A 24,808-nucleotide genomic window follows, 5' to 3' on the forward strand; every position below is an offset into this window, starting at 1 on the left:
TCCTATTTCTTTTTATTTTCGTTTTTAGACTTATTATCTTCAGATTGTATTCCCTTAGTGGAGTGTGCTGGCTTTGTAAAAATCATTCGACCGGCATCTGTCTGCAAGGCGCTAGTTACGACAACTTTTAACTCTTCATTAATAAAGAACTTACCATCTTCTACAACCACCATCGTACCGTCTTCAAGATATGCCACACCTTGTTGACGTTCTGTTCCTGCCTTAATAACGGTAACAGTCATTTCTTCACCTGGAATTACAGTTGGTTTTAACGTACGTGCTAATTCATTAACATTTAACACTGGAACTTTTTGGAACTCGCTAACTTTGTTCAAATTGTAATCGTTAGTAACTACAATTCCGTCAATAGTCTTAGCTAGTTTCAACAATTTCATATCAACTTCAGGAATAGTATCATAGTCACCTTCATAACTTTCCATATTGATATTCTTATCAGTACGCATGGTATTTAAAATATCTAAACCACGACGTCCTCGTTCACGCTTTAAGGCATCCGAAGAATCGGAGATTAATTGTAATTCATGCACAACAAAAGTTGGAACCAAAATAGTTCCTTCTAAAAATCCGGTTTTTGCAATAGCATATATTCTTCCATCAATAATTACTGACGTATCTAGAATCTTATATTGATAGAAATCTTTTTTCTCGACTGGTTTAATAATCTCGTTATCGCTTTTAGCTTCGTCTTTTTTATTACGACTTTGGAAAATATGAGACCATTCACCAATTCTTCTAGTCCCTACTCGAAAACCTAAGTATCCGAAGAATACCATAAGTATAACGGGAATTAGAATACTAAAGATTGGATGATTCATACTGTATAGCGGTATTGAAATAATGTTGGCTAATACTAAGCCGATAATTAATCCGAGACTACCAAAAGCAATATATCCTGTACTTAAATCATTCAATCGTCTTTCTGCACGATCAACCAATCTAAGAATATAATTCGTTGATATTAATGAAAGAATATAAAAAATTACCGCACCAATCAAAGCATTAACTATGCTTAATCTTAACCATACTTGATTAAACAATCCGAGTTGCATCCAAATGAGTGGTAAAACACCTACACCTACACCAATACCTATCAAAACAGTCAATATTTGAATAACTCTTTTTTTCATGTGTATGCATCCTCCTTTCTATCAAAATATTTTTTTAATTGCTTCTGCAATAGTACTAACACCAATAATTTCAATTTTAGTATTAGATTGCCATTTATTCAAATTATTCTTTGGTACAAAAATCCTACTAAATCCTAATTTTTCTGCTTCTGCAACTCTTTGAGCTATACGATCAACGCTTCTAATTTCACCTGTCAGCCCAACTTCACCAACAAAGCAATCAGTAGAAGAAATCCCTTGATTCTTATAGCTTGAAACAATCGACATCGCAATAGCTAAATCTACAGCAGGTTCATCAATTCTAACACCACCTGTTGCTTTCAAATAAGCATCTTGATTCTGTAAGAGAATATTAGCACGTTTTTCTAAAACCGCCATAATTAAGGCAACTTTGTTATTATCTAGCCCTGATGCCGTTCTTTTGGCATTTCCAAAAACAGTCGGACTTATCAAAGCTTGTACTTCAACCAAGATTGGTCGTGTTCCTTCCATAGAGACTACAACCGCAGAGCCATTAGCATCTACTAAACGTTCTTCTAAGAACATTTCAGAAGGATTGTCTACTTCACGTAAACCCTCTTCTTGCATTTCAAAAACACCAATTTCATTTGTTGAACCAAAACGATTCTTTACTGAACGTAAAATACGATATGACTGGTGACTATCACCTTCAAAGTACAAAACAGTATCTACCATATGTTCCAAAACTTTAGGTCCAGCAATCGCTCCACCCTTTGTTACGTGTCCCACAACAAACACTGTTATTCCTTGTTGTTTAGCAATATTCATCAATTCAGCTGTTACTTCTCGAATTTGTGCCACGCTACCAACAGCAGATGCTAATTCGGGTTCATCCATTGTTTGAATTGAATCAATGATTAAATAATTAGGCTTAATATCGTTAATAGCATTACGGATTTCTGACATATCTGTCTGTGGGAATACATATAAATTATCACCACTGACTTCTAATCGATCTGCACGCATTTTGATTTGAGAAGCACTCTCTTCACCGGAAACATAAAGCACTGTTCCTCCAGTTTGTTGAAGTTGCCCAGATACTTGTAATAACAATGTTGACTTACCGATACCGGGGTCTCCACCTATTAACACCAACGACCCAGAGACTACACCACCACCTAAAACTCGGTTTAATTCTGACATTCCTGTTTTTGTGCGGTCTTCTTCATGAAAAGTAACTTCAGTAATCTTTTCTAGTTGGATTGTTTTTGAACTATCTCGGCGACTAGGTGTAGCTTTAGAACTAATACTAGATTCATCTTGAATACGTTCTTCTACTAGTTGATTCCACGCACCACAATTAGGACATCTTCCTAAATACTTGGGTGAGACATAACCACAATTCTGACATACATATTGAGTTTTTACTTTTGGCAAAAGTTGCCTCCTATTTACCTGATGATCCGAAGCCACCATCTCTAGTAGTTACGCCACCATCATCGTCATCTGTCTTTAAGTAAGTCATGAACATCCCTTGTGCAATACGTTCACCTTTTTTTAAGTGAACATCAAAAGGAAAATAATTAGTTAATTGAACGAAGATTTCGCCTTCGTTTTTTTCATTATCATAATAATCAGCATCAATTATCCCCATAGAGTTAGGCAATACTAATCCTCTTTTTAATGGGCCACTTGAACGATTAACAAGCATCAATACTTCATCTTCTTGCATATAAGCTTTCAGTCCTGTTGGTACTAATACTGGCTTCAATTCTTTTTGAGCTTCTCCTTTTAAGTCGTCTTTTTGAATAAGTGATTGTTGAGCCAAATGAATAAATTGTGCGACTTTTGATTTCCAAATTGAAGGAACCACGAAATCTTGAGCACATTCAATATCATATCCTGCCGCAGCTTTTGTTTGACGTTTTGGCAAATTAATATTTTCATTTTTAAACTTTGTTACGACTTCAAATCCTCGTTTTTTCATAAACTAATCACTCCTAAGATATATTGAGTAAATCATACCATTTTTCTTATAGTTTTCACTATTTTCAAATGACTTTTTGTACTAATTTGGTTACTATTGATAGTATGTTATTAATAATTTAGAAAGTAGATTATAAAAATGGAATTTGATTCAAAAAATCATCGCTTTTATATAGAAGATAATAGTGAACTAATTGGCGAAATTAAATTCACTCCAATCAATGATTCAAAAATTATTAGTATCGATCATACTTTCGTTAAAGAGACTCATCGCAATCAAGGTCTGGCTAGAATTATGCTTAATCAAATGATTAAGTACGCTACAGATAATGATTTAAAAATCATCCCCATCTGTCCTTACGCTAAAAGTCAATTTGCAAAAGATACAAGTATTCGTGGTGTCTTAGACACCAACTACTTAAATAACTTAATCTCAAAGGAGAATGATAATGGATCAAAATGAACTAAAGAAAGCAGCTGGTATTAGATCAGTTGATTTTATCAAAGATGGTATGACTGTGGGTCTAGGAACAGGTTCAACTGTTTATTTCATGGTTGAAGAACTTGGACGCCGTGTTAAAGAAGAAGGATTAAACGTTCAATGTGTTACTACTTCTGATAGAACATGGGATCAAGCTGTTGGTCTTGGTATCAAAATGTTAGACGTTAATGCCGTTAACGATATCGATTTAACAATCGATGGTGCTGATGAAATTGATGACAACTACCAAGGAATTAAAGGTGGTGGTGCAGCTCACTTGAAAGAAAAAATCGTTGCACTAAACTCTAAACAAGTTATTTGGATTGTTGATCAAAGTAAGATTGTTAATACATTAGGTAAGTTCCCACTACCTACTGAAGTTATTCCTTTTGGTAGCCAAAAAACATTCGACGTTCTTGAACGCGAAGGATTAAATCCTAAATTCAGAAAAGATGATAATGGTGAATTAGTTCGCACAGATTCAAATAACTTCGTTATTGATTTGTATCTAGAAAAAGTTGAACATCCCCACCTACTTGCTAACTACCTTGATAGTATTACTGGTGTAGTTGAACATGGTCTATTCTTAGATATGGTAAATACTGTAATTATTGGTAACGAAGACGCACCAAAAGTTATTGAAAACGTTCGTTAATTTATTGCTTCAATAATATGAACTAATTTTAATAAGGAGGAAACAAGTTATTATGACATTTGAAATTACTAAAGATATTTTAAACAAATTCGATCAAGACCTTAAAAATACACCTGCATCTGATGTAATTAAAAACACAGTTGCAAATAATGGTATCTACAAATCAAGTGAGTCTATTGCATCAAAAGTCGCAATGGATCCAACATTCTCAATTGATTTGGATACTGGTGCTGTTTCAGACCAGAAACAATCTGGATTATGTTGGGTATTTGCAGCCTTGAATACATTACGTCATCCATTACAAGAAGAGTTCAAAATCAAAGGTTTTGAACTATCACAAGGCTACATGTTGTTTTGGGATAAACTAGAAAAATCTAACTTCTTCTACGAAAATGTATTAACTACTGCTGGCCTACCAATTGGAGATCGTAAAGTTGATTTCTTGATGACAACTCCTCAACAAGATGGTGGTCAATGGGACATGGTCTGTGCTTTGATTGAAAAATATGGACTTGTACCAAAGTCTGCAATGCCAGATACCTTCAGTCGTACTAACTCATCTGAACTAAACGCTATTTTAAACAAAAAACTTAGAAAAGATGCGGTTACATTAAGACAATTAGTTGCTGATGGTGTTTCTGAAACTGAAATTAATGACATTAAAGAATCGATGTTGAGTGAAGTTTATCGTATCTTGGTTTATACAGTTGGAACTCCTCCAACAGAATTTGATTGGTCATATCGTGATGATGACAAGAACTTCCATCAAGATAAGAACATCACTCCACAAGACTTCTTTAAAAAATACATTAATTGGGACTTGTCAGAATATGTATCAATCATTAACTCACCTACTGACGACAAGCCATACAACCATTTATATACAGTTGAAATGCTTGGTAATGTTGTTGGTGGACGTGAAGTTCGTCATTTAAACCTTGATATTGATACTTTTAAATCACTTGCAGTAAAACAACTAGAAGCTGGCGAATCTGTTTGGTTTGGTAGTGATGTTGGTCAAAGCTCAGACCGTAAAATCGGTATTATGGATACTGATATTTATGATATCGAAGGATTACTAAATACTGATTTATCAATGACCAAAGCCCAACGTTTAGATTATGCTGAAAGCCTTATGACTCATGCCATGGTTCTTACCGGTGTGAATATAGAAGACGGCAAGTCAACTAAATGGAAAGTAGAAAATTCTTGGGGTGAAAAAGTCGGTACCAAAGGTTACTTTGTAATGAGTGATAGTTGGTTAGACGAATTCACTTATCAAATTGTAATCAACAAGAAGTATCTTCCTGAAAATTTAAAATCTATTATTGAAAAAGAAAATGATAATCCAACAATATTAGCTCCTTGGGATCCAATGGGGGCATTAGCCTAAAAAGACCTATTAAAAGGTCTTTTTTCATATGTTAAACAATTTTAAAATGTTATAATCATTTATAATTTCAAAGAATTAAGGAAAAGGAAATGTCATTAGAAGAAAAAAGAAATTTAACTTTAGATGAAAAAATGAAGATGAAAAAGAAGCTTAGAAATAAACTAAGCTTCGCCGGAGTATTAATTGCTCTTGGTGTCGTGTATGGAGATATTGGTACTTCCCCACTTTATGTTATGAAGACAATCATTGAACAAAATGGTGGACTAAATACTATATCAACTGATTTTATTTTAGGAATTGTTTCATTAATTTTTTGGACGTTAACAATTGTTACATCTGTTAAATATGTAATAATTGCTCTTCGAGCAGATAATAATGGCGAAGGTGGTATTTTCGCCCTTTACACTTTGGTTCGTAAACGTGGTAAATGGTTGATTATCCCTGCCATGATTGGTGGTGCAACGTTCTTAGCTGATGGAATGATGACTCCTGCTGTTACTGTTACTACAGCGATTGAAGAGTTAAAAGGAATGGAAATATTCCATAGAGTTCCGATTACTAGTCAAAATCAAGTTATTATCATTACAGTATTAATCTTATCGTTCTTATTCTTTATTCAAAAATTCGGAACTGAATTAATCGGTAAAGCTTTTGGACCAATCATGATGTTTTGGTTCGGGTTCTTAGGATTAATGGGACTTTATAACTTATCATTCGACTGGACATTCCTTCGTGCCTTAAATCCCTACTACGCTATCAAACTATTAATGAGTCCACAAAACATTCATGGACTATTCATTCTTGGTAGTATCTTCTTGGCAACAACTGGTGCCGAAGCTCTATATTCAGATATGGGACATGTCGGTCGTGGTAACATTTATGGTAGTTGGCCATTTGTTAAGGTTATGCTTTTACTTAACTACTTAGGACAAGCAGTTTGGATTGAAAGATTTAGAAATGATGCAAGTTTTCAAGCTATGTCAGGTATGAATCCTTTCTTCCAATCAATACCTGAACCTTTAAGAATTGCAGCTGTCTTATTAGCTACCGCAGCAGCTATCATTGCTTCTCAAGCCTTGATTTCCGGATCATATACTTTGGTTTCCGAAGCTACTAAACTTAAAATCTTCCCTCGTTTGAAGACTTTTTATCCTACAAACTTCAAAGGACAACTATATATACCAACTGTTAACAATATCCTTTGGATTGCTTGTATTTTTATTGTTTTCTTCTTCAAAACATCAGCTCGTATGTCTGGCGTTTATGGTTTAGAAATTACAATTACAATGTTAATGACAACCATTCTTTTATACCAATGGTTACTTTCAAGAAAGAGTTTGAGCAAGATTATTTCAACTCTTATAGTTTCGTTCTTCTTCTTTATTGAAATCATATTCTTCATTACTAATAGTACTAAGTTTATGAATGGTGCTTATATCACAATGTCAATTGCCTTTGTCTTGATTTGTATCATGTTCATTTGGCTATATGGTGATTACTTAAAAGATAACAATTCATTTAGACGTCATTATGTATCATTACTTGCTTTTAAAAAGCAACTTCATGACTTACAAGAAGATGATACTATGCCACTTTATACGGAAAATCTTGTTTACTTAACTAAGGTTCGTGATGGTTACAAAGTTCGCAAGAATATTATCTATTCGATTCTTGATAAGAGACCTAAGCGTGCTCGTATCTATTGGTTTGTTACTGTAAATGTTACCGATGAACCTTATACATCCGCTTACAGTGTAGAAACCTTTGGCACTGATTATATGGTTAATGTTCAACTATACCTTGGATTTAGAATCGATCAAAAAGTTAATGTCTTCTTAAGACAAATTGTTAACGATATGATGATCAATGGTGAGTTGAAACCTCAACCACAAAGGTATACTACAATTCCTGATCGTCAGGTTGGTGACTTCTCATTCGTACTTATTAAAGAAGTATTATCTCCTGAAACTCAAGAGAACTGGTTCAACAAGTTTGTTGTTGGTACTAGATTGAAACTTCAAAAATTCATCTCACCAGCTAACTGGTTTGGACTTTCATACAGTGATGTTGTCGAAGAACGTGTGCCATTAACAATCGGTCGTCTCCCTGTTGAACGCTTCAAATTAACACGTGTTGATAAGACAGAAGCTGATGATTTAGAAATTGAAAAAGAAATAGACATCAATGATGATGACAACGAATAAAAAAGACTAGCCGAATGGCTAGCCTTTTTTATTGCACAAATTTAAATGTTCATCGAATTTATAAATTACTGGAGCTGCATTATCTATCTCAACTCCGTCAATATCAGTATCAGAAATCTCTTCTATATATTTAACTAAAGCACGAATAGTACTACCATGTGCCACAATCATTTGATTCTTTCCTTCTAATAACCTTGGTACTACTTTATCCAAATAGTAAGGAATTACTCGATTGGTTGCATCTTTTAGACTTTCACTCGTTGGCATAGAACGTGGATTTAAATATTTATAACGACCTGTTGTCAAATCGGCTTGTTTCAATTCTGGTGGACGAGCATCATAACTACGTCTCCAAATAGCCACTTGTTTCTTACCATAGGTTATTCGCGTATCATCTTTATTCAATCCTCGTAATGCCCCATAATGACGTTCATTTAATCGCCAATTTTTTGCTAATGGCTTATATAAATCATCTAATTGTTCTTGAATTAAATATGTAGTCTTAATTGCCCTTGAGAGCACTGATGTGTGATAACCATCTATTGAGTCATGGTATTCATCTTTCAACTTTAAACCGGCTTGTATTGCCTGATTTTCACCTTCAACAGTTAAAGGGCTATCAGTCCATCCAGTATAAATATTTTCTTCATTTGCCTTACTTTGACCATGTCGTACTAAAATTAACGAAACCATATCATCACATACCTAATTAAATTATTTTAAGTAATTTTACCATTTTTAACGTATTAAAAAGACCAATTGGAATAAATTCCTCATGGCCTTTTTTATATCTATTTAATCATTGGTTCTTCTATACCCAACTTACACTCACATTGTAATGTTACATGGCTGATATTGAATCTCTCTTTTAAAAGTTTTCCAACTTCATCATAAAGATCTTCAGTATCAATAACCTTACGCGTGCCAGCTACGTTAATATGCGCATCAAAGATAATTGTATTCTCATCAATCATCCATAAATGTCCATGATGCACATTAATGATTCCTGGAACTTCCATGATAGTTTGTTTAACATCTTCAAGGTCAATATCAGGTCCAGCTTCCATCAAAATATTAACCGTTTCTTTCACCACTCCATATGACTCACGCATAATCCACAAAGCGACAATAATTGTAATAAGAGGATCAACCCAATACCAATTAAATACTTGCACAAAGATTGCAGCTAATACAACTCCAACAGAAGAAACTGTATCTGACAACATGTGTAACATCGTTGCTTTAATGTTCAAATTATTTTTAGAATCTTTTAGTAAAATCCACATTGATACACCATTAGCAACTAATCCGATTATAGCTACAATCATCATCAAAGAACCATTAATCTCACTTGGTTGACTAATTCTCTTAACACTTTCAATCACAAGAAGAATCGTGATAGCAATTAGCACACTTGAGTTAATAAATGCGGCTAAAATTTCTGCACGCTTGTACCCAAAAGTCTTATTAGAATTACTTTTTTTATTACCAATAACATGCGCTATATAAGAAATCACTATTGAAATGGTATCTTGAAGATTATGTACTGCATCTGATAACAAACTTAAAGAACCTGAAACAAGTCCACCTACAAATTCCATAATTGTAATTAAGGCATTCAAAATTGTTACAAAGAAAAACTTCTTACCTGTAGCATCATTATGATGGTCCACTTTTTTATCCTCCTTTTTTCATTATTGTAACAAATAAAAAGCAGATAGACTATTGTCTATCTGCTTTTGGTTAATGTGTTGCTTTGGTTTCTATTTTTAATGACTGACGAACGTCCATAGAATTTGAGTATGAGCGGAAAATATAGTGTTTCATACCTTCCTTAGCTTCACGACGCGAAACATTGTGACAAACTCTCTTCTTAGTAATCTTCTGACCAGAATTATCCTTAAACACACAAGTCACTTCATAATCCTTCGCACGATCAAACAAGAACATACCCAAATCCTCCTAAAGTTTTGCATAACTAATTATGCGACTAGATAGTTATACCACGATGAATTATAGATATCAATAGCTTTGCTTAAACTTTTTTTGCAAAGAAAAAAAGAGCCTGATTAACGGCTCTTCTTAGTAAATATTCCTTTAAATCCACGTTTAATAGTGTCCCAAAAAGATAGAGATTTCACAATATTTTCAGGTCCAACGTAGACCCTAATTGCTCGTAAAGTCTTTTTCGAATCTTTTGATGAGAAAGTAAACATCCCATTCTTTTTTGTTTTAATTGCAAATCGGGGAATAAATTTATTAAATACAACTGACACAATTACTTGGTCAACTTCATTCCAAGGTATTTGAATAAAATCATTAATGTTACGATCACTAAAATACTCAAATCCCTTATCACCAATCATGATTTTGCCATAACTGGTCATTCCTAAAAATGAAGTAGCCTTAATCGTTAGATCAGCCTTGGTATTAATTGAACTAATCATTTACTTTACCTACTAACTAAATTAATTTCTTACTTAAATTTTACCATAAAAAAAGCCTCTAAAAAGGCTTTTCATATCTCTTATTTAAGCTAAATCTTCTCCGTTAGAAGCAATAACTTTTTTGTACCAATCAAATGAATCTTTTTTCATTCGTTTAAGGCTACCATTGCCTTCATTATCACGATCGACATAGATATATCCGTAACGCTTTGCCATTTCACCAGTTCCTGCACTGATTAAATCAATACATCCCCAGCTAGTATAACCTAAACACTCAACACCATCTTCAATTGCATTACCCATTTCTTCAATGTTATCCCTTAAATATTCAATTCGATAATCATCATGAATTTTGCCATCTTCAGTGATAGTGTCTTTAGCCCCTAGCCCATTTTCTACAATAAACAATGGTTTTTGGTAACGATCATAGAGATCATTCATTGTCACACGCATTCCTAAGGCATCTGTTTGCCATCCCCATTCACTAGTTTTTAGATATGGATTCTTCAATGATGGGAAAACATTTCCTTCAGTTTCTGCCATCTTTTCAGGATCTGCACTGGTCATTTTTGAGGCATAGTAACTGAATGAAATGAAGTCGACTGTATACTTACGAAGAATCTCTTCGTCAGTATCTTCTATCTTCAAATTGATATTTTCTTTTTTGAACATACTTTTAGCATAATTAGGATAGTATCCACGTGATTGGACATCAACAAAGAAATATCCTTCACGATCAATCTTCATTGCTTCAAAAACATCCTTTGGATTTGGTGTGGCTGGATATGTTTTTCCAGCTGCTAACATACACCCAATTTGGAAATCTGGATTAATTTCATGAGCTAGTTTAGTAGCTAATGCTGAAGCAACTAATTGATGATGAGCTGCTTGATATTGTAATTGTTTTGGATTACTTGCTTGAGTAACATCCATTCCGCCTCCCAAGAAAGGCAAATGCAAAATCATATTGATTTCATTGAATGTTAGCCAATATTTCACAACATCCTTATAACGTTTAAATAAGGCCTCACAGAAGTTAAGATAGTAATCAATCAAAACACGATCAGTCCAACCATTACATTTATCAAGTAATGCTAATGGTGTGTCGAAATGATTAATTGTTACTAGAGGTTCAATATTGTATTTTTTACATTCAGCAAAAACTTTGTCATAGAATTCTAAGCCAGCTTCATTAGGTATTTTTTCATCACCGTTTGGAAAAATTCTAGGCCAACTAATTGAAAGCCGATAAACTTTGAATCCCATTTCTGCAAATAATTTGATGTCTTCTTGATAATGATGGAAATGATCAATTGACTTATGACTAGGATAGAATCCATAATCCGTTTCAACTGCTTTATTAGGATTCAGCAATGCTTCCATACGTCCATTAGGTCCAGTGGGTAGAACATCAACCAATGACATTCCTTTGCCACCCTCTTGATAAGCACCTTCACATTGATTGGCAGCAGTAGCACCACCCCATAAGAAATTTTCAGGAAATTTTGATGTCATAATATAATATTCTCCTTAGTTTTATTTTAGTTCTAGAATTTCTTCACCAACTTTAATTGCACCACTTCTTTTCAACGGTTCAACAACTTGATAATCATTGGTGTTAGTTACTACGATTGGCGTTTCCATATCGTAACCAGCTTTTTTAATTTCATCTAAGTCAAAGTCAATCAATAATTGACCCTTTTTTACTTCATCATATTTTTTTACATGTGTTTCAAAGAATTTACCATCAAGTTGTACAGTATCCATTCCTAGGTGAACCATAATTTGTGCTCCGTTGTTAGTAGAAATACCAATAGCGTGACCGGTTGGAAAAATCATTTCAACTTTACCATCAGCAGGTGCGTATAGCTTACCGTCAGTTGGTTGAATAGCTATTCCTGATCCCATTGCTTTTGAGGCAAATACTTCGTCTTTTACTTTTTCTATTGGAATTATTTCACCATTTAACGGACTACTAATATCTTCAATAACTGAAAGATCATTTGTATTTACTTCATTTATATCAACGGCCATATTTCCAGCTGGTGTAGCAACTACTGTTTTTTCTTCAACTAAATCTTCTTTAGAAATACCAAACATTAATGTAAGAACTAAGGCAACAATGAAGCCAACTGCTGCACCAATAATAGTTCCCCAGAATGGCATTCCGATGCCACCTTGTGGACTGATATATGAAGGAAGTGCAAAGACCCCCATTCCACCCATTTGATAACCCTTGGAACCAAACATTCCAATAATTGCCCCACCGATAGCTCCACCAATACAACTGATAATAAAAGGTTTTCTACGTGGGAGTGTGATACCATAAATTGCTGGCTCAGTAATTCCAAAGATTCCTGTGATAAATGCTGAAATTCCAAGTCCTTTAAGTTTCTCGTTCTTTGTTCTCATTGTGATGGCTAGAACTGAAGCAATTTGTGCCCATGAGCAAGCGAATGTTAAAACTAACATTGGATCTGCTCCACCTTGCGACATATTAAGGATTGCAATTGGAATAAGTCCCCAATGTAATCCAAACATAACCAATACTTGCCATAATCCACCTAGCACTAGACCTGCAACAATTGGACTGAAGTCAATCAAAGTAATACTTGCAGCCCCAACTGCATTACTTGCCCAAGTAGAGATAGGTCCAATTACTAATAATGTTACTGGAATTGAAATTAATAAATTCACAAAAGGTACAAGGAATATTTTCGTAGATTCTGGAATATATTTCTCAGTTAATTTATTAACTTTAGAAGCAAACCAAACCGCTAAAATTATTGGAATAACCGATGAAGTATAGTTCATCATAATTACTGGTATTCCAAGGAATGTATCGTAAACAGGAGATGCGAAAATTGTTCCAGTAAATAGTGTAAATAGTGGTTTAGTTCCAGCCGCAGCTAATGTTGCTGGGGCGATCGCTACAATTGATGGATATACTAAAGTTGCACCTAGAACCATTCCCATAATAGGACTAACTTTGAATTTTAAACTAGCTGTATATCCTAACAAGATTGGTAAGAAGTAGAAGAACGAATCACCTAAGGCGTTTAAGATGACATAAGTTCCACTCTTATCTGACAACCAACCTAGACTTAAGCACAATGCAGCCAATCCTTTAATCATACCGGTTGCCGCCATGTATCCAAGTGCAGGTGCAAATATTCCAGAAATTAAATCAACAAACCTATCTAGCAAATTACCTGAACTAACATCAGAATTAGCTTCTTGCTCATCCATTCCTAATTCACTTAAAACTGTTTTATAGACATCAGCAACTTTATTACCAATAACAACTTGATATTGCCCACCGGATTCAACCACAGTTACAATACCATCAGTATTTTTCAAAACATCCGTTTTGGCTTTTTTTTCGTCATCCAACTTAAATCTCAATCTCGTCGTACAATGGATGACACTCTTAACATTTTTGCGTCCACCAACGCCGTCGACAATTATTTTTGCAATTTCTTCATATGCCATATTCTTCCTCTTTCCAAAATAAAAACCCAAACACAAAGAGATTACAAATCTCTTCATATTTGGGTTAATGCCCGCTTTTGCGGTAACACACCTATTTTGTTTATTTTTTATGTGTAACTCTAAAAATATGTAACGAGAGATAAACTTTTTCATCAGATGTTAACTGCCAATGTTCAGTTTTCTCTAAAAAATCAGTAATGATTCCCACCGTTTCATATGCATTAGGATATTTCATTCGCATCAACGATGTAAAACTTGGATCTAGCTCATCTGCTGCTACTTCTTCACTATTCAAGTGATGCAAGATAAACATACGTAAGTGAGCAATAAATCGGCTGTAATTAAATGATTTATTGTCAATTAGCTCACCATATTGATACTGAGTTATTTCAACTATGTGATTGATTAACTCAGCAATATAAATTGTATCTTGCATTTCTTCATTCTCAGAAGCAGCATTTAAAAAATGATAAGTGAAGAATATTGCTTCACCTTTATCTAATTTTATCACTAGATTTTTTTCCACTACTTCCAATGAATCTAGAGCAACTTGATATTCCTTAGGGTACATATTACTGATACTCCAATTAATTGCACCCTCTATCACTTCAACCTTTTGCTGAGCGCGCTTTACAGCAAAATCTACATGATCAGCAAGTGTTAAATATTGATAATCATCAAAAGTGATTTTAAGAACTTCTTCAGCATGTTTAATGATTTCATCGACTGTCTGTAACACTTCTGAAGAAATTTCTATTAAGGTTTTTAATTCACTATTAGTATCGTCAGCAGCTTTATAGCGATGTTCAACTTTGTTCTCATCAATTTCTTGCCCAATTTTTTTCCCAAAACCAACGCCCTTCCCAACTACGACGAACTCCGAATTCTTATCATCTCTGACCAAGGCAGCATTATTATTAAAATTCTTAATAAATTTCACTTTTTAGATTAGCCTCCTTTCAGTCAAACAAAAAACCTACCAATTGGTATACAAATAATATTGCACAACTAATTAGTAGGTTCATGCCTGATCGAATCAGTAACACACTTGCTTAATTAAAAATATATACCCCTGTGTAAGCGCTGTCAATTAAAAAACAATAAAAGACTTCGAAAAATTTCGAAGTCTTTTAAGTTGCTTATTATTTGATTACATAAGGTTCATGTAGTGGAAAAGAATTCCGACTGCGAATAATCCGAAGATAATAATAATTGGTGAAACTTTCTTCTTTAGTAACCACATACAGAAGAATGTTAATAATAATCCAGCAAGACCTGGGATCAATTGATCCAAGTTTTGTTGCAATGTTGTAACTTTAGTTGCATCCATTTGCATACCAGCAGCTTGTTGTTCTAATGCTGACTTGATACCTTGAGCACCATCTGGAAGTTTGTCCCAGTGAATGTATGCTTTTGAATCAAGCTTAACTGATGAAACAACTGGTGTAAACTTAACAGCAACCCAACGGTTAACCAATGATCCAAGAATGAACATACCAAGAATTGAAGCACCCTTAGTAACATCTCTTAGAAGTCCACCTGAAAGGTCATCACTGATTTTTGAACCAGCACGGTAACCAAATTCTTGAGTGAACCATGTAAATGACATACGAATTGCATTCCATGCAATAAAGTATAGAAGTGGTCCAACAATACTACCAGTCATAGCTAGTGAAGCAGCAATAGCACCAATAATAGGTTTAACAGTAAACCAGAATACGGGATCACCAACACCGGCTAAAGGACCCATCATACCAACTTTAACACCTTGAATAGTAACATCAGTAACGGGAGCACCGTTAGCACGTTCTTCTTCAAGAGCCATAGTAACACCAAGAACTGGTGAAGCTAAGTATGGATGTGTATTAAAGAATTCCAAGTGACGTTTTAGTGCTGCGGCACGGTCTTCTTTTGTTTTATATAATTTTTTAAGAGCTGGGATTAAAGTATAAGCCCAACCACCATTTTGCATACGTTCGTAGTTCCATGATCCTTGAAGGAAAGTAGAACGAAGCCAAACGGAAATTCTATCTCTTTTTGTTAAAGTAATTTTATCTGCCATTTTTATTTCCCTCCTTCTTAGTAATCATCTATGATATCGCCGACTGGGTCGCCTGTGTTTGAGCTTCCACCGTCGTTATTTGAGCCACTGCCTTGTTTTGAAAGTGCAAGGTAGATAATAGCCATTGAAAGTCCAATAGCACCAAGACCAATCAATGTAATATCTGTAACAGTTGCAAGTACGAAACCAATAGCGAAGAATGGCCATACTTCTTTTGAAGCCATCATGTTGATAACCATAGCATAACCTACGGCAACAACCATACCACCACCGATAGCAAGACCATCAGAAAGTTTTGTAGGAATCATGTTTAACCATGAACTAACTGTTTCAGTACCTACGGCTAAGATTAATCCAGCAGGAATTGCGATACGTAGACCTTGCATTGCAATAGCAATATATTGCCACATATCAATTTTAACAAAGCTACCTTCTTCAGCAGCTTTATCCATAGCATGAACAACACCAGTTGTTAATGTACGAACAAGAATTGTTAGAAGTAATCCAGCAACAGCTAGAGGAACAGCAATAGCGATAGCAGTTTTTACACCTTTTTCGCCTTGTCCACCTAGAACAAGAATAATTGCAGAAGCAATTGATGCTAAAGCAGCATCAGGAGCAACAGCAGCTCCAACGTTTGCCCATCCAAGAGCAATCATTTGAAGTGTACCACCAAGGATGATACATGGAACTAAGTTACCAGTTACAAGTCCGATTAGTGTACATGCGATTACTGGTTGATGGAAATGGAATTGATCCAAGATACCTTCCATACCAGCAAGGAATGCAACTAACAAAACTAAAATAATTTGAATAAAGTTTAAATCATGCATAGTTATAACTCCTTAATTAAGATTTATTTCCCTTTGTTAATTTCGTTTTGTGCTTTTTTCAAGATGGCATCCATGTTGTCCCCTGAATCAGCAGGAACTTTACGGACATCAAACTTGATACCAAGTTTTTTAAGTTTTTCAAATGTATCAATATCTTTTTGATCAAAAGCTAAAACTTTGTTTGGTTGAACTTTACCTGTTGAGTGTGCCATAGAACCGACATTAATCTCTTGAACCGGAAGTCCACCTTGAATTGCAGTAAGTACATCTTCTGGTGTTTCGAATAGAAGCAATGCTCTTTCTCCACCGAAGTGTTTATCATCGTTTGCTATTTCAATCATCTTCTTGATTGGTACAACGTGAGCTGTAACACCAGCAGGTGCAGCATCTCTAATCAAGTTCTTACGAAGTTCGTCTTTAGCAACTGCGTCTGAAACAACAATAATACGTGTTGCTTTAGAAGTCTTTGTCCAAGTTGTAGCAACTTGACCATGCAATAAACGAGAATCGATACGAGCTAGACCATAAGTCATTTTTCCTGGTTTACCACCAGCAGGTGCAGCTTTTGCTGTAGCCTTTTTAGCAGGTTCAACCACATCTAGACTTTCTGGTTTAGCCTTAACACCTTCTTTTGCTGCGCCAAGAATTGATTTAGCAATATCTTGAGCTTTGTCCATCGACATTCTTGCTGAATATGCCTCAATTAGCATTGGCAAGTTAAGTCCGGTGACGATAGCCCAGTTATCTTTATGTCCTTCAAACAAGTTATTAGCTTGATTAAAAGGTGAACCACCCCATAAATCGACTAAGAAAAGAACTTGATCGTCAGAACTAAGATTCTTAACTGCTTCTTCCAAATGAGCTTTAAGATCATCTGGTCCTTCATTTGGCATGAATGTAACTGATTGTACGTCTTCTTGTTCGCCAAAGATCATTTGTCCAGATTGTTTAATACCATCTGCAAATTCACCATGACTGGCAATAATAATTCCAACCATTACAAAACCTCCTTATATATTATTGGCTTCAAATAATAAAATAATTGCAATAAAATATGAAACCGTTATCTTGGCTCACATAACAACTTTGTGAACGTTATCAATTATAGAATAGAAAAACAAAAAAGACCACTTTTTTACTGTAAAAGTGGTCTTTTTTTATGCAATTTAATAAACCCTTAAAAAATTGGTATCTAGGTATGTTTGTTAGCTAATGAACAAAATTGGTATACATCATTTCAAATTATGTTTGTTGTAAATTCATCGAAATCGACTTCAAAAGTTCGCTTAATTGATTATTTGGATGTTCTTTTCTAAATTTAAGCGGAGTTTGTCCAACATGTTTTTTAAATAATGTACTAAAATAAGCAGGATTATTTATGCCAACTTCTTGAGCAACTTCAGGAATACTTAATGCTGAAGTTTTAAGAAGATTCTTACTTTTAGCTATTCTAATTTCAGTAAGTTTTTCTAATGGTGTTTTTGAAGTATGTTCTTTATATTGATGGTGTAAATAATACGGTGCTCCATGAGCAAGTTGAGCAATATCATCTAGATTTAAGTCTTTTTGATAATTAATTTTCAAAATATTATCTATTTCTATGATCCATTCGCTTGCAGTAAGTCGGTCATCCATAGGATGACATTTTTTGCATGGCAAATAACTCTTTGCCCGCGCTTCTTTTGCACTATTAAATAGTTCAATATTATTTCTATCAACAATATTGTAATCACAAGAAGGAGCACAGAATATTTTGCTATTTTTGCGTGCATATACGAATTTATCATCATATTCACTATCTTTATTAATGATAGCTTGCCATCTTTTTTCAGTAATTCTAAGTTGTGACATTTCGATACCTCAAGGATATAATATATAAACTAACCGTATTTTTGGTATATAAAAGCTAGATTTTAAAAAAAATTAATAATAATGAGGTTTCTTATGGCGATTGTTTATTATGATGATTTCATCTATCAAAATCAAAGTTTCATCTATGCTTATACCGATATAGGAATATGCTTTATTGGTTCACCAAACAGTGACATTAACGAGATGAACGATTTCATTAAACCTGAAAAAATAATAAAAAAAGCTAATAACACTATTAAAGAAGAACTCATCTCATATTTATCTGGCAAACTTATTGAATTTAATCAAGCCATTGATTTATCTTGGTCTACAGCATTTCAAAAATCTGTATATTCTGCTCTTAGCCAAGTTAAATATAGTGAACTGACTGATTATTCTAGTCTTGCCTCAACAATAAATCAGCCAACAGCTACTCGAGCAGTTGCCACTGCTGTGGCAAAAAATCCCGTATTATTCATGATTCCTTGTCATCGTGTAATTAGAAAAAACGGCTCTCTTGGTGGATATCGCGCTGGATTACCTTTAAAACAATACTTACTAAACTTAGAAAAGAAGTGACATTATGAAATCAATTACCGTTACTGAATTAAAAGAACTATTAAAAAAATCAAACATCAACCTATTAGATGTACGTGAAGTTGATGAATATGCCCAAAGTCATATTGACCAAGCTACTCTATTGCCTTTAAGTACATTTCCAAAGGCAATAGAAACCCTAGATAAAAATGATACGTATTATCTTATTTGCCGTTCGGGTCGCCGTTCCGTTCAAGCCGGTATAATGATGGAAGATGAAGGTTTTGAAGTAATCAATGTTAAAGGTGGCATGCTAGAGTTTTACGAATAAGAAATGATTTGCTAGAATAGTGTTATTAAACAAATTGCCACCGGGCATTATTAACTTCTTTAGGTCTTTGTAGAGGTTAAATAACCGGTGGCTATTTTTTTGGAGGAAACATATTATGTCATGGATTTATCTATTAATTGCAGGTATTGGTGAAGTTTGGTGGGCAACCACTATGAAATTAAGCCATGGTTTTTCTAAAATCAATTATTCAATACTAACAATTGTTGGAATGATTTTTAGCTTTTATTTTTTAATAAAAGCAACTAAGAATCTACCATTAAGTATTGCTTATCCGATTTGGACAGGGGTTGGAGCTTTAGGTTCAATTCTAATTGGTTTATTTTTATTCAAAGAACAGATTTCTCCAATAACCTGGCTGTTCATTTCTTTACTACTTATAGGAATTATTGGAATTAAAGCTACTAGTGGCCATTAAAAAAACACTCTTTTAGAGTGCTTTTTTATTCCACAATACTTTTCTTATTATCTAAATAATTAGCAATAAAAACTATTACAAATAGGAGAATTACTATCATAAAAATACTGTGCATATTATTTATGATAATTTGATTGATTTCACTACTTAAATGTCCATTAATAGTCCCTTTTGTAACTGTACTAATATCATTAGATATTTGATTAATTGAGACGTCTGAATATTGCTTTAACTGGGACTGTGTAGAAGCATTGAAAACTAGTCCAAAGACACTTGTCATAATAGTTTGGCCTAACGTTCTTCCTAGCGTAAACATTGATGACGCCGTACCTAAGTTTTCTTTAGGTACTAAACGTTGTGAGATCACAGTATTTGTTGTAATAATAACCCCCATAATTAACCCGTTAGTTGCGGCAATTATATAAAAGAATATTTGTGGGAATTGGGTCGCGGCAAAGACTAATGGTAAATAACACAATGCTTGAATAATAATTAGTGGCATAATAATCGTTCTCGGAGCATATTTAGTAATTAACATCCCCACAAAAAATGAACCCACTAACCACATAATTGAACTCGGTGTGATCGCAAGCCCTGCCATTGATGGACTTAGTGAATATACTGATTGCAACCAAATTGGGAAGTATATTTGATAAGCCATTTGTACTCCACTTAGAACTAAAGCTGTAACTATTTGTATTGTAAATGTACGATTCTTAAATATATCTAATGGGATAATTGGATCCATAACATGATATTCAGTCTTAATAAAGAAATAACTAAATATAATAATTGCTAAAGCAAAGATTACAATTTCACCAATCTTTATATTCGTTCCTAAAGCCTGGAATAATAGTAAGACTAATAATAATGTTATCGATAACAAAACAATTCCACGATAATCGATTTTGAACTCAGATTTAACTTTAGTTATTTCTTGATATGAAAACAAAATTATCAGAGCAACAATTAATCCTAGTGGTAGATTAATAAAGAATATCCAATGCCAGTTAAGTTTTTCTACAATGAACCCACCTACAAGTGGTCCAAATAATGCAGATATACCCCAAGCGGTATTATTGAATGCAATTTTACTGGAACGTTTTTCGTATGAAAATAAATCAGCAATAATTGTAAACGTAATTGGCATTATTGCTCCGGTTCCAAGTCCTTGAATAGCTCTAAAAATAATTAATGATTGAATATTAGGCGCTATCCCACAAAGAAATGAACCTAAACAAAATAAAATTATTCCTCCTAAGAATATTTTCTTACGACCGATTGTATCTGCTAATTTCCCATAAATTGGTGTACTAATAGCGGAAGTTAGTAAATATGCTGAAAACACCCAACTCTGCATTGATAATCCTTTTAATTCGGATATTATGGTTGGCAATGCTGTTGTTACAATTGTTGCTTCAATTGAAGTCATGAACGTAGCAATGAAAATAGCAACCATAATGAGCGTTGAGTTGTTTTTCTTTTCTAACATGCTCATCATCTCCTATTTCTTATACCACTACTATATTCACATTCAATTAAATTGTTAAATGTTATGCAACAAAAAAAACGCTATAAATAGCGTTTTTTTAATACCTACTTAGAAAAATCAATTACCATTCTTCCGGTTATTTTTCCTTGTTCCATTTCTTCTAAAATATCATTAATATCTTCTAATGGACGTAATGCAACAATCGGATCAACGGCACCTTGTGCCCCAAATTCAAAAGCTTCCCTTAAGTCTTCACGAGTACCTACTAATGAACCTACAACTTCAATTCCATCAAGCACTAATCTTGGAATAGATAGATCCATAGTATCTGTTGGTAGTCCAACAGCCACAACACGGCCAGCAGCTTTCACAATATCTACAGCTTGGTTAAAGGCAACTTTAGAAACAGCTGTTATTACGGTAGATTGTACACCTTCACCAGTGATTTCTTTGACTTTTTGAACTACATCTACTTCTTTTCCATTAATGACTTCGTCAGCTCCTAATTTTTTGGCAACTGCTAGTTTCTCATCATTAATATCAATAGCGATCACTTTGGCATTAAACACATTCTTTGCATATTGAAGTGCTAAATTACCAAGTCCACCCATGCCAAATATTGCTATCCATTGTCCTGATTTAATATGTGAAACTTTGATGGCCTTATAAGTTGTAACACCAGCACATGTTATACTACTTGCTTTTGCAGGATCTAATTTTTCAGGAACCTTAACGGCATAATCTGCATCAACTATGCATTCTTCAGCCATCCCACCATCAACAGTGTAGCCAGCATTTTGTGCTGAACGACAGAATGTTTCTTGTCCATTAACACAATATTCACAATGTCCGCATCCTTTAAAGAACCAAGCGACACTAACCCTATCGCCAACCTTTAAGGTTGTAACATCACTTCCAACTTCTATAACTTTACCAATTCCTTCATGACCTAAAGTACGTCCGGTAACATCACCAAAGTCAGCGTTTTTAACATGTAAGTCTGTATGACAAACACCACAATACTCCATTTTTACTTTAGCTTCATTAAACTTTATTGGGCGTAATTTTTTATCAATAATATCTACTCTATGATCTTTTGTAACAACTGCTGCACGCATAATCACTACCTCACATTTTTTGATTTTATTTTACATACACACAATAACGCTTTGCTCAGTAAATCACAATAGAAAAGTTAACGTTTTCATAAATTATACAAATGGTCTACTGGACCGGATCCTTTACCCAGATTCAGTTTAACTTTTAAGGCGCCGGTTAAGTATTTCTTAGCAAATTCCACAGATTTAAGTAGTGGTATTCGATCTGATAAGTTACAGGCTATTGCTGAAGATAACGTACATCCCGTACCGTGCGTATTATTATTATCAATACGTTCTCCTTTTAACCAGTAACCCTCTTCGTTGACAATATATAGATAATCATTAGCATCATTACCTAAATGTCCACCCTTAACTAATACTGAACAGTTATAGTTATCACTAATTTCTTTTGCTACTGCTTCCATTTGATCTGCAGATTCAATTTTTGATCCACTTAATACTTCGGCCTCAAAAGTATTAGGGGTAATTACAGAAGCTAGTGGAAAAAGTTCTGATTTCAATGCTTCTATGGCCTTCCCATTTGATAAGTTACTACCACTAGTAGCCACCATTACAGGATCAACGACAATGTTCTTTACGTCATATTCTTTTAATTTTTTTGCTATTACATGTACGATTTCCTCATTAGAAACCATACCTATTTTTACTGCATCTGGATAAATATCTGTAAATACCGCATCTAACTGCCAAGATACAACCTCAGGTGTTACATCCATTACATCGAATACTTGTTGTGTATTTTGGGCAGTGATAGCTGTAATAACACTCATTCCATATTTTTTGTGTGCCGCCATTGTCTTCAAATCTGCTTGAATTCCAGCCCCTCCTGATGAATCTGATCCAGCAATCGTTAATACTTTTTCCATCTTACTTCTCCTTACTTGAATGGTTCAACTAACTTAGTTAATTGTTGTGCATTAGCCTTAATATCATCTTGATTAAATATTTCAGAGATTAGCGCTACCCCATCTATTCCCGTGTCATACAACTTACTAATATTAGTTTGATTGATTCCACCAATAGCACAAACCGGAATTTGTACTGCTTGTACAATATTTGCTAACTCAGTTAAAGAAACATCATCAGCATCGTTTTTAGTACTAGTGGGAAATACTGCCCCAACGCCTAAATAAGTGGCACCAAGTTCTTGGGCTTTTTGAGCTTGTTTTACAGTTTGTGTCGATACTCCATAGATTTTATCCGCACTCCAATTCTTACGAACTTCTATTAATGTCTCGTCACTTTGGCCAATATGAATTCCATCAGCATCGCAAGCTTTAGCAACTTCTAAATTATCATTGATAATTAATGGAACGTTATATTGATGACATACTTGTTTAATTTCGTTAGCTAATTCTACAAAGGCAGTATATTCGAGTTGTTTCTCTCGCAGTTGAACTAGAGTAACTCCTCCTTGTATTGCTTGTTCTACACATTGAGCTAAACTTCGATTATTCAACCAAGTTCTATCAGTTACTGCATAAAGTGTTAAATCATTATTTTTTAATCTCATATTTTGCACCTTTTTCTAATTCATCAGGTGTCATCTTACTTATTTCATCGATTAAATAATTTCTGAACGAAGCTGTACCTGCATTATTATTATTTCTAATTTCTTCAGCCTTTTGTCCAGCAAGTCCCATCATACATACGGCTGAAGTTACTGCCTCAAACTGTTCATCTTTGTTAGCTGCGATAAATCCAGTTAATAAGGCACTTAACATGCAGCCAGTTCCTGTTATCTTAGACATTGTTGCCACACCATTCTTGATAATAGCTGAGGAATTGGCATTTGAAACAATATCTGTTGCCCCAGACATTACTATAATTGCTCCAGTTTTTTGGCTGAATTGTTGTGAATATTCCATTAATTGTTCAATATTGTCTTCTTCATCAGTTACAGCATCAACTCCTCTTGTTTGACCTACACCGGCCGCCATAATCGTAATTTCTGATGTGTTACCTTTGATTACCGAAAACTTAACTTCCGACATAAGTTCCTTAATGAATTTCTTTCGGAAATCAGAAGCTCCCACACCTACTGGATCGAGTTCAACCGGGATATTTAACTCATTAGCTTTCTTTCCCGCCGCTATCATTGCTGCACTTGTATTTTCATTTAATGTTCCAATATTGATATTTAATCCATTACAAATGCTCGTAATTTCTTCTACTTCTTTCTGATCATCTGCCATGATTGGTGAAGCTCCACTGGCTAATAAAATATTGGCACAATCATTGATTGTCACATAATTAGTGATGTTATGAATCAGTGGAGTTTGTTCTCGCACGCTTAATAAGTATTTGTCTAACATAAGTAATATCCTTTCAAAATTATCCTACATCCATCTACAAACCAATAAGCAGTTATCAGGTAT

At 34.2% G+C, this 24,808-nt stretch carries 26 protein-coding genes; 7 read left to right on the plus strand and 19 right to left on the minus strand.

Annotation, left to right across the window (positions count from 1 at the left end; all coding sequences use genetic code 11):
* Nucleotides 1–2: 2 nt before the first annotated feature.
* The 3 genes from RD055328_RS00500 to RD055328_RS00510 are packed head-to-tail and all read right to left on the minus strand — an operon-like array spanning nt 3 to nt 3,096.
* Nucleotides 3–1,148, minus strand: a complete 1,146-nt coding sequence (locus RD055328_RS00500; RefSeq protein ID WP_244086874.1) for a PIN/TRAM domain-containing protein — start codon at nt 1,146–1,148, stop codon at nt 3–5.
* A gap of 21 nt (nt 1,149–1,169) precedes the next feature.
* Complete coding sequence (gene radA / locus RD055328_RS00505; protein ID WP_244086875.1) at nt 1,170–2,546, minus strand: DNA repair protein RadA; 1,377 nt, start codon at nt 2,544–2,546, stop codon at nt 1,170–1,172.
* Between the two features lie 10 nt (nt 2,547–2,556).
* Nucleotides 2,557–3,096, minus strand: coding sequence for a dUTP diphosphatase (locus RD055328_RS00510; protein ID WP_244086876.1), 540 nt, complete (start codon nt 3,094–3,096; stop codon nt 2,557–2,559).
* Between the two features lie 138 nt (nt 3,097–3,234).
* On the opposite strand from RD055328_RS00510, the gene RD055328_RS00515 reads away from it, so the two are divergent.
* The 4 genes from RD055328_RS00515 (at nt 3,235) to RD055328_RS00530 (ending at nt 7,828) form a co-directional block, all read left to right on the plus strand.
* Entirely contained in the window at nt 3,235–3,558 is a 324-nt protein-coding gene (locus RD055328_RS00515; protein ID WP_244086877.1) for a GNAT family N-acetyltransferase, read from the plus strand.
* Nucleotides 3,545–4,231, plus strand: coding sequence for a ribose-5-phosphate isomerase RpiA (gene rpiA / locus RD055328_RS00520; protein ID WP_244086878.1), 687 nt, complete (start codon nt 3,545–3,547; stop codon nt 4,229–4,231). Before RD055328_RS00515 ends, rpiA begins: the two co-directional genes overlap by 14 nt.
* Nucleotides 4,232–4,283: 52 nt before the next feature.
* Entirely contained in the window at nt 4,284–5,624 is a 1,341-nt protein-coding gene (locus tag RD055328_RS00525) for a C1 family peptidase (RefSeq protein ID WP_244086879.1), read from the plus strand.
* 137 nt (nt 5,625–5,761) lie between these two features.
* On the plus strand, nt 5,762–7,828 hold the full coding sequence (locus RD055328_RS00530; RefSeq protein WP_244087145.1) for a KUP/HAK/KT family potassium transporter: 2,067 nt from the start codon (nt 5,762–5,764) through the stop codon (nt 7,826–7,828).
* Between the two features lie 18 nt (nt 7,829–7,846).
* Here RD055328_RS00530 and RD055328_RS00535 read toward each other — a convergent pair whose 3' ends face one another.
* The 11 genes from RD055328_RS00535 to RD055328_RS00585 form a co-directional block, all read right to left on the minus strand.
* Nucleotides 7,847–8,521, minus strand: coding sequence for a 2,3-diphosphoglycerate-dependent phosphoglycerate mutase (locus RD055328_RS00535; protein WP_244086880.1), 675 nt, complete (start codon nt 8,519–8,521; stop codon nt 7,847–7,849).
* A gap of 98 nt (nt 8,522–8,619) precedes the next feature.
* Nucleotides 8,620–9,501 (minus strand): cation diffusion facilitator family transporter, encoded by an 882-nt coding sequence (locus tag RD055328_RS00540; RefSeq protein WP_244086881.1) that lies wholly within the window; start codon nt 9,499–9,501, stop codon nt 8,620–8,622.
* Nucleotides 9,502–9,571: 70 nt separating this feature from the next.
* Nucleotides 9,572–9,778 carry a hypothetical protein gene (locus tag RD055328_RS00545; RefSeq protein ID WP_244086882.1) on the minus strand — a complete coding sequence of 69 codons (207 nt, stop codon included), beginning with the start codon at nt 9,776–9,778 and terminating at the stop codon, nt 9,572–9,574.
* 119 nt (nt 9,779–9,897) lie between these two features.
* Nucleotides 9,898–10,275 carry a DUF956 family protein gene (locus RD055328_RS00550; RefSeq protein ID WP_244086883.1) on the minus strand — a complete coding sequence of 126 codons (378 nt, stop codon included), beginning with the start codon at nt 10,273–10,275 and terminating at the stop codon, nt 9,898–9,900.
* Between the two features lie 84 nt (nt 10,276–10,359).
* A complete protein-coding gene (locus RD055328_RS00555; protein ID WP_244086884.1) occupies nt 10,360–11,790 on the minus strand; it encodes a 6-phospho-beta-glucosidase in 1,431 nt (476 codons plus the stop codon).
* 21 nt (nt 11,791–11,811) lie between these two features.
* On the minus strand, nt 11,812–13,767 hold the full coding sequence (locus tag RD055328_RS00560; RefSeq protein ID WP_244086885.1) for a beta-glucoside-specific PTS transporter subunit IIABC: 1,956 nt from the start codon (nt 13,765–13,767) through the stop codon (nt 11,812–11,814).
* 100 nt (nt 13,768–13,867) lie between these two features.
* Complete coding sequence (locus tag RD055328_RS00565) at nt 13,868–14,707, minus strand: PRD domain-containing protein (protein WP_244086886.1); 840 nt, start codon at nt 14,705–14,707, stop codon at nt 13,868–13,870.
* A 210-nt stretch (nt 14,708–14,917) separates the two neighbouring features.
* Nucleotides 14,918–15,829, minus strand: a complete 912-nt coding sequence (locus tag RD055328_RS00570) for a PTS system mannose/fructose/sorbose family transporter subunit IID (protein WP_244086887.1) — start codon at nt 15,827–15,829, stop codon at nt 14,918–14,920.
* A 17-nt stretch (nt 15,830–15,846) separates the two neighbouring features.
* Nucleotides 15,847–16,662, minus strand: coding sequence for a PTS mannose/fructose/sorbose transporter subunit IIC (locus tag RD055328_RS00575; protein ID WP_244086888.1), 816 nt, complete (start codon nt 16,660–16,662; stop codon nt 15,847–15,849).
* Between the two features lie 23 nt (nt 16,663–16,685).
* Entirely contained in the window at nt 16,686–17,660 is a 975-nt protein-coding gene (locus tag RD055328_RS00580) for a mannose/fructose/sorbose PTS transporter subunit IIA (RefSeq protein WP_244086889.1), read from the minus strand.
* A 244-nt stretch (nt 17,661–17,904) separates the two neighbouring features.
* On the minus strand, nt 17,905–18,513 hold the full coding sequence (locus RD055328_RS00585; protein WP_244086890.1) for an Ada metal-binding domain-containing protein: 609 nt from the start codon (nt 18,511–18,513) through the stop codon (nt 17,905–17,907).
* A gap of 93 nt (nt 18,514–18,606) precedes the next feature.
* Between RD055328_RS00585 and RD055328_RS00590 the strand changes: the two genes are divergently transcribed.
* The 3 genes from RD055328_RS00590 to RD055328_RS00600 all read left to right on the plus strand — a co-directional run bounded on the left by RD055328_RS00590 (nt 18,607) and on the right by RD055328_RS00600 (nt 19,817).
* Nucleotides 18,607–19,092: a methylated-DNA--[protein]-cysteine S-methyltransferase gene (locus RD055328_RS00590; protein WP_244086891.1), complete on the plus strand. Its 486-nt coding sequence runs from the start codon at nt 18,607–18,609 to the stop codon at nt 19,090–19,092.
* 4 nt (nt 19,093–19,096) lie between these two features.
* Complete coding sequence (locus RD055328_RS00595; RefSeq protein WP_244086892.1) at nt 19,097–19,381, plus strand: rhodanese-like domain-containing protein; 285 nt, start codon at nt 19,097–19,099, stop codon at nt 19,379–19,381.
* A 115-nt stretch (nt 19,382–19,496) separates the two neighbouring features.
* Complete coding sequence (locus tag RD055328_RS00600; RefSeq protein ID WP_244086893.1) at nt 19,497–19,817, plus strand: multidrug efflux SMR transporter; 321 nt, start codon at nt 19,497–19,499, stop codon at nt 19,815–19,817.
* 25 nt (nt 19,818–19,842) lie between these two features.
* Here the strand turns inward: RD055328_RS00600 and RD055328_RS00605 are convergent, their stop codons facing one another.
* From RD055328_RS00605 to thiM, 5 genes are all read right to left on the minus strand, one after another.
* The gene (locus tag RD055328_RS00605) at nt 19,843–21,318 is read right to left on the minus strand and encodes a DHA2 family efflux MFS transporter permease subunit (RefSeq protein WP_375708053.1); all 1,476 of its coding nucleotides are present in this window, start codon (nt 21,316–21,318) and stop codon (nt 19,843–19,845) included.
* A 95-nt stretch (nt 21,319–21,413) separates the two neighbouring features.
* Entirely contained in the window at nt 21,414–22,427 is a 1,014-nt protein-coding gene (gene adhP / locus RD055328_RS00610; protein ID WP_244086895.1) for an alcohol dehydrogenase AdhP, read from the minus strand.
* An 86-nt stretch (nt 22,428–22,513) separates the two neighbouring features.
* Nucleotides 22,514–23,296, minus strand: coding sequence for a bifunctional hydroxymethylpyrimidine kinase/phosphomethylpyrimidine kinase (gene thiD, locus RD055328_RS00615; protein WP_244086896.1), 783 nt, complete (start codon nt 23,294–23,296; stop codon nt 22,514–22,516).
* Nucleotides 23,297–23,307: 11 nt separating this feature from the next.
* Nucleotides 23,308–23,943, minus strand: coding sequence for a thiamine phosphate synthase (thiE, locus tag RD055328_RS00620; RefSeq protein ID WP_244086897.1), 636 nt, complete (start codon nt 23,941–23,943; stop codon nt 23,308–23,310).
* Complete coding sequence (gene thiM, locus RD055328_RS00625; protein WP_244086898.1) at nt 23,927–24,745, minus strand: hydroxyethylthiazole kinase; 819 nt, start codon at nt 24,743–24,745, stop codon at nt 23,927–23,929. The genes thiE and thiM overlap by 17 nt, the downstream gene beginning before the upstream one ends.
* Between the last annotated feature and the right edge of the window lie 63 nt (nt 24,746–24,808).

Source organism: Companilactobacillus sp. RD055328, assembly GCF_022835675.1.
In the GTDB taxonomy this organism is placed as follows: domain Bacteria; phylum Bacillota; class Bacilli; order Lactobacillales; family Lactobacillaceae; genus BQUT01.

Coding starts and splice junctions, on each gene's coding strand:
- RD055328_RS00550 (WP_244086883.1), bottom strand. CDS start 10,275: ATGATTAGTTCAATTAATACCAAGGCTGATCTAACGATTAAGGCTACT.
- RD055328_RS00530 (WP_244087145.1), top strand. CDS start 5,762: ATGAAAAAGAAGCTTAGAAATAAACTAAGCTTCGCCGGAGTATTAATT.
- RD055328_RS00515 (WP_244086877.1), top strand. CDS start 3,235: ATGGAATTTGATTCAAAAAATCATCGCTTTTATATAGAAGATAATAGT.
- rpiA (WP_244086878.1), top strand. CDS start 3,545: ATGGATCAAAATGAACTAAAGAAAGCAGCTGGTATTAGATCAGTTGAT.
- thiM (WP_244086898.1), bottom strand. CDS start 24,745: ATGTTAGACAAATACTTATTAAGCGTGCGAGAACAAACTCCACTGATT.
- thiD (WP_244086896.1), bottom strand. CDS start 23,296: ATGGAAAAAGTATTAACGATTGCTGGATCAGATTCATCAGGAGGGGCT.
- RD055328_RS00500 (WP_244086874.1), bottom strand. CDS start 1,148: ATGAAAAAAAGAGTTATTCAAATATTGACTGTTTTGATAGGTATTGGT.
- adhP (WP_244086895.1), bottom strand. CDS start 22,427: ATGCGTGCAGCAGTTGTTACAAAAGATCATAGAGTAGATATTATTGAT.
- RD055328_RS00545 (WP_244086882.1), bottom strand. CDS start 9,778: ATGTTCTTGTTTGATCGTGCGAAGGATTATGAAGTGACTTGTGTGTTT.
- RD055328_RS00595 (WP_244086892.1), top strand. CDS start 19,097: ATGAAATCAATTACCGTTACTGAATTAAAAGAACTATTAAAAAAATCA.
- RD055328_RS00535 (WP_244086880.1), bottom strand. CDS start 8,521: ATGGTTTCGTTAATTTTAGTACGACATGGTCAAAGTAAGGCAAATGAA.
- RD055328_RS00510 (WP_244086876.1), bottom strand. CDS start 3,096: ATGAAAAAACGAGGATTTGAAGTCGTAACAAAGTTTAAAAATGAAAAT.
- RD055328_RS00590 (WP_244086891.1), top strand. CDS start 18,607: ATGGCGATTGTTTATTATGATGATTTCATCTATCAAAATCAAAGTTTC.
- RD055328_RS00600 (WP_244086893.1), top strand. CDS start 19,497: ATGTCATGGATTTATCTATTAATTGCAGGTATTGGTGAAGTTTGGTGG.
- RD055328_RS00605 (WP_375708053.1), bottom strand. CDS start 21,318: ATGATGAGCATGTTAGAAAAGAAAAACAACTCAACGCTCATTATGGTT.
- RD055328_RS00525 (WP_244086879.1), top strand. CDS start 4,284: ATGACATTTGAAATTACTAAAGATATTTTAAACAAATTCGATCAAGAC.
- RD055328_RS00585 (WP_244086890.1), bottom strand. CDS start 18,513: ATGTCACAACTTAGAATTACTGAAAAAAGATGGCAAGCTATCATTAAT.
- RD055328_RS00570 (WP_244086887.1), bottom strand. CDS start 15,829: ATGGCAGATAAAATTACTTTAACAAAAAGAGATAGAATTTCCGTTTGG.
- RD055328_RS00580 (WP_244086889.1), bottom strand. CDS start 17,660: ATGGTTGGAATTATTATTGCCAGTCATGGTGAATTTGCAGATGGTATT.
- RD055328_RS00555 (WP_244086884.1), bottom strand. CDS start 11,790: ATGACATCAAAATTTCCTGAAAATTTCTTATGGGGTGGTGCTACTGCT.
- thiE (WP_244086897.1), bottom strand. CDS start 23,943: ATGAGATTAAAAAATAATGATTTAACACTTTATGCAGTAACTGATAGA.
- RD055328_RS00575 (WP_244086888.1), bottom strand. CDS start 16,662: ATGCATGATTTAAACTTTATTCAAATTATTTTAGTTTTGTTAGTTGCA.
- RD055328_RS00560 (WP_244086885.1), bottom strand. CDS start 13,767: ATGGCATATGAAGAAATTGCAAAAATAATTGTCGACGGCGTTGGTGGA.